At 34.9% G+C, this 1,885-nt stretch carries 1 protein-coding gene; it reads right to left on the reverse strand.

Features of this window, described 5'->3' with window-relative positions:
- The coding region (locus E1176_RS01705; protein WP_155208848.1) for a tetratricopeptide repeat protein at positions 1–1,700 on the reverse strand (1,700 nt) is incomplete at its 3' end.
- Between the last annotated feature and the right edge of the window lie 185 nt (positions 1,701–1,885).

The raw sequence follows: 1,885 nt of genomic DNA on the forward strand, positions 1-1,885 counted from the left end.
ATATTTAAAAACATGTATAGACTATTCTTCAACTCCTGATTTAAGGGAAATCGGTCAAATCTTACCCGATCAACTCTAATGGTCACTCTGAAGATTGCATCTGTGGTTTGTAAAAACTGAATAAAAATCTCATTCGATGAGTCAGCAGCATTCAGTAACTCTTTCAGATCAAATTTTTCACTCCGTAGTCTTGCTTTATAATAATCAGGGTACATCTGCTTCATCTCATAAAAATAGTCTTCCTGCTGCTTCAACAGACTTTTTAGACCTACTTCACCTTTATGACCGTCCTTTTTATATGAGGAAATGGCTGTTTTTAGTTCCACCTCTCTTGATCTGAACTTCTCAGGAATGTGCTTAAATCTATTGTCATTGTTAACCAGCATATCTCGAATTAAGACCACACCTCGACTATGCTCGATAAAAGAAAAGGCCAGATTTTTGTAATAATGATTTGGTTGGATACTGTCCAGTATATAACATAAATGCACAGCATTGCTGTAGACACCATGGCCTATTTTTAAAAATGCCAGTACTGCATCTTCTTCAAGTACATTGATCTGTTGGAATATTACGGAATCAATTATCCGGTACATTTGAAGGGTATTTTTCAGATCGGAAATTGAAACGTCTTTCTCCTGCAGGAAAGCGGTAATATACAGAGAGCCTAGCTTATTATAATTAAAGAAGTTATAGTTCTCGTTAAGCACTTCTGGGGCGAAAATATGTTGCCAATGAAAATTACTGTTCCGGTAGGGCGTCTCGAAAACAAGACTTTTATATGCAAAATTTTGTGCCTGATTATAATCACCAAGTCTTTGATATGACTCTGCAATTATAAAAAGAGCTTCTTTAACCAGAACAAGATCCGGAGAGGATTGCTTTTGTAGTTCATTAAAAACCAACTCATAATAAAAAACAGCGTTTTCAAATCGTTGAGTTCGATAATAGTGGCTTCCCTTAAGCCGGTTAGTGATCAACTCATGTTGTGGTATCTCTACTAGTATGTTTAAGATGCGATGGAATTTTGATGTATCATCTACTGCCAATGCATTGAATGCCAATTCCTCATAGAGCTGTAGTTTTTGAATATTCTTAAAATTTTGTTGAACCAATAATGAATCAAGTAGTGCGTTTGATTCATCTATTCTGCCAGATTTTCTTTTAAGTTTAGCCTTTAATTTTAAGGCATCTACTCGTTCATCATTACCTATTAATGAAATTGAAAGCGCCTCATCAATATATCTTAACCCATTTAAAAAATCCCTATTCACCAAACTCAGATCGGCTAAAATATAGCATGATTTAAATTTTAAATAGTTTGTAGCCATAGGAGATTGCAGCACATGTTTTAAATTGGAACTAGCAGAATCAATCTCCATTAACTCATAAAATGCTTTACCACGCTCAAAACAAAGTCTAGAACTACCATGCAACGGCTTATTAATACTCTGAGTATAGAAAATAATACTATCTGGACTTTGGGAGATCAGCCCTTTTAAAAGCAGGTAATCGGCATTTTTCGAGGCATCATTGTTTTTTTGCGTTAAAAGATTTCTAAGCTCTGATATTCTTTGATCAACTCTTAAAGTGTCTCCTGACTTAATGATGCAGTAGATCAAATTTACAAGAGAGTAGATCTTCTCCTTCTCAGTCAGATTCACTTCTTCCAAAAGCGAATCATAAGCGGGTTTGGCCATTTTAAAAAAACCACTATTATAAAGTGAATCAGCTCTAACGAACTTTGTATTCAGTGAATCTCCCTGAACTTGACTTATATAATTTAAGGATTGTCTTGACCGATCTTCATTACTATCTATACACCCTGAGAGACAGTATAGTACAATTAGTATAAGCTGAACCCGTATTTCCACCATGAATTGTT

Source organism: Fulvivirga aurantia (assembly GCF_009711475.1).
Classification (GTDB): domain Bacteria; phylum Bacteroidota; class Bacteroidia; order Cytophagales; family Cyclobacteriaceae; genus Fulvivirga; species Fulvivirga aurantia.